Source organism: Bacillus sp. C30, from assembly GCF_040838255.1.
In the GTDB taxonomy this organism is placed as follows: Bacteria; Bacillota; Bacilli; order Bacillales; family Bacillaceae_G; genus Bacillus_A; species Bacillus_A mycoides.
Window position 1 is genome coordinate 1 of record NZ_JBFPJH010000408.1, and the last position, 2,684, is coordinate 2,684.

Annotated in this window: 3 protein-coding genes; 1 reads left to right on the forward strand and 2 read right to left on the reverse strand. The window is 31.3% G+C overall.

Features of this window, described 5'->3' with window-relative positions; genetic code table 11:
• Positions 1–403: GNAT family N-acetyltransferase (locus AB3X49_RS20980; RefSeq protein WP_367964514.1), on the reverse strand; the 403-nt coding region annotated here is incomplete at its 3' end.
• Between the two features lie 230 nt (positions 404–633).
• Between AB3X49_RS20980 and AB3X49_RS20985 the strand changes: the two genes are divergently transcribed.
• Entirely contained in the window at positions 634–1,182 is a 549-nt protein-coding gene (locus AB3X49_RS20985) for a hypothetical protein (protein ID WP_002127343.1), read from the forward strand.
• A 65-nt stretch (positions 1,183–1,247) separates the two neighbouring features.
• Here the strand turns inward: AB3X49_RS20985 and AB3X49_RS20990 are convergent, their stop codons facing one another.
• Positions 1,248–2,648, reverse strand: a complete 1,401-nt coding sequence (locus tag AB3X49_RS20990; RefSeq protein WP_316282015.1) for a protoporphyrinogen oxidase — start codon at positions 2,646–2,648, stop codon at positions 1,248–1,250.
• Positions 2,649–2,684: the final 36 nt, after the last annotated feature.

Consider the following 2,684-nt stretch of genomic DNA (forward strand, 5'->3'; position numbering starts at 1 on the left):
GATATGTAATAGCTCCAATTCTAAATAAGCCTAAATCTCGAAATCCATAAGTAATAATTTCTCGAGCAGCTTCAGAAGCATAACCATTCCCCCAATAACGAGGATGCAAATCATATCCAATCTCTGAGCGTTTACTCCAAAGTTGTAAATTATTTAATCCAATTGTTCCTACTAAATTATTTGTGTCTTTTAATACAATCCCCCAACGCATTGCCTTTTTCTCAAAGTAATTTTTTGAAAAAGATTCAATCATACGTGAAGCTTGTCCAAACTCAGTAAAAGAATTCATACCGTAATAACACGTTACCTCATCTAATGAGAATATTTCATATATTTTTTGACAATAAGATTGTCCTATTTCAACTAAGCGCAAGCGTTCTGTTTCTAACATAGGAAATACCATAGGATCACTCCTTTCTCTCTACTCATTTATTATAGCAGAAAAAGTATTTATAATTAGGAAAGTCCTTAATGTCCCACAAATCAAATATTTCTAGCGATGTTTATCCTATTAATAATATATAACTTCGTTGTATTTATTAATTCCCCTCTAAAAACCACCCCTAATTTACACCCTCTCATGTTAAAATATAGAAAAACAGTAAATATTTCTTACGGAGGTGCTTAAACTTTATGTATATTTTCATTGGCTTATCCCTCTTGCTCATTTTACTCATTTTTTTATTCGCAAAAAAATTCACACCAAACTCATTTATGATGACAAGTTTTAAAGGAAATAGCTTTAAGACATTTTCAGTTGGTATATTAATCGCTGCCACACTCTCTCTTTCATACGGAATGTATCACGCAGCAACATATCAACCTAGATATTTAGATATTAAATTGCAAAATCAAAATTTCACTGTTTTTGGTAATGTTGGTGAGTTTGGTTATTTCTCAGAAGAATTACTAAAAAAAGATGCAGAAGTTGAACTGTATTTTGTCTCTTGGGAAACAATACAATTAAATAATCCAGAAATAATAGTAGACTACCCTTCAGGCAAACAGGAAACATGGAAGCCTAATATAACATTAATTCCTACAAATAAATTAAAAGAAAAACATAGTATTAAAGAACTTTATCGGCTCTCACCGTATTCCTTTGAAGAATCTGGAAAAATAACATTAACTATTAAAGAGAATAAAGCCAATCACAAAAAGATTGTAATTAATGTTAAATAATTACAAATAAAATGTCCCTCCATTATGTTGGAGGGACATTTTATTTACATATGTATTCAATATTATTATTTTGACTGTTCATTCAATGTCGTAATTATTTCATTGGCAGTATTCTTTCCGTTTCCAATACAAGCACCAATTCCTACACCGTAATATGAAGCACCAGCTAAGTATACATTAGGATAAAGCACGGCCAATTTTTCTTGTAATGATTGAACAGCTTGATTATGTTCTAAATGATATTTCGGCATTAAATCTTTCCAATTTGTAACTTCAATTACTTCCGGTTCACCTTTAATTCCGAGGCTCTTTTCAATATCATATAAAGCAACTCGTACTAATTCTTCTTCACTATAACTTTTGATCGTTTCATATACTGGATTAGTGCTCTTATAAAACATTCTTACTAATAGCTTTTGTTTACCAGATGTATGTTTCCACTTCCTGCTTGTCCATGTGCAAGCATCACAATGTAAATCACTGTTTTCCGTTACGATAAAACCTGTGCCGTCAGCCGGTAGTTGTTCATCTAGTATGTCAAAACCTAAGTAAATACTTATAAGCGATGAATTTTTAAATTTATTAAAATGCTCATTTAACTCATTAGACTGTAATAACGTTTGTGCGATATCATGTGGAGCTGCTAAAACGACATAATCAGCTTGTATTGTCTCATGATTTGCAAAAGAAACCTCATACCGATCCCCTTTTTTACTTATCACTGTTGTTACAGCACCTTTATTAATGACAGTCTCCGTCAGCACTTCTTCTAAGCGATTAATAATCGTAGATAGTCCACTTTTAAATGATACAAACTTTTTATTTCCTGCTGACTGAAATTGTTTTTTATTCTCTTCAAAACCTTTAATAATACTTCCATATTTATTTTTATACTCAAGTAAATATGGTAACGTAGATGCCATTGTAAGCTCATTCAATTTACCAGAATATACACCTGAAAGCACAGGTGCAACTTGTCTTTCCACTAATTCTTTCCCTAAAAAGCTTTCTAAAAATACAGCAAGTGATGTATCCTTTGTAAACTCCTTATTTTTCGTAATAAAATCTTTTAAAGCAACGATTTTCCCTTTTTTTGAGACTAGCGTACTGCTAAATAATGATTCAACACTCATAGGAATCCCAAATATAGTGTCAGCAGGAATTGGATGTAATATGTTATCAGAGTATATGTAAGAAATACCTGTTTCGTTATATACCATTTCATTTTCTAAATTTAAATCTTTTACAAGCGGCAAAACATGTTCATTACGAGCTACAATAGAATCTGCTCCAGATTCCATAATAAAATCATTTTCTTCCACACTGTGGATTTTACCACCTAAATACTCTTCTTTCTCAATAAGGATTAAATTTAAATCTATATTATAATCCTTCTTTAATTTTTCTAAATAAAACATAGTAGAAAGTCCAGTAATACCTCCACCGATGACAACGACTGTTTTCATATTTGCTGCGCCCCTAACCGGTACAATTAATAATTC

What these genes read in the sequence shown, in the direction of transcription:
- AB3X49_RS20985 (WP_002127343.1), top strand. Translation starts at nt 634, where the DNA reads ATGTATATTTTCATTGGCTTATCCCTCTTGCTCATTTTACTCATTTTT.
- AB3X49_RS20990 (WP_316282015.1), bottom strand. Translation starts at nt 2,648, where the DNA reads ATGAAAACAGTCGTTGTCATCGGTGGAGGTATTACTGGACTTTCTACT.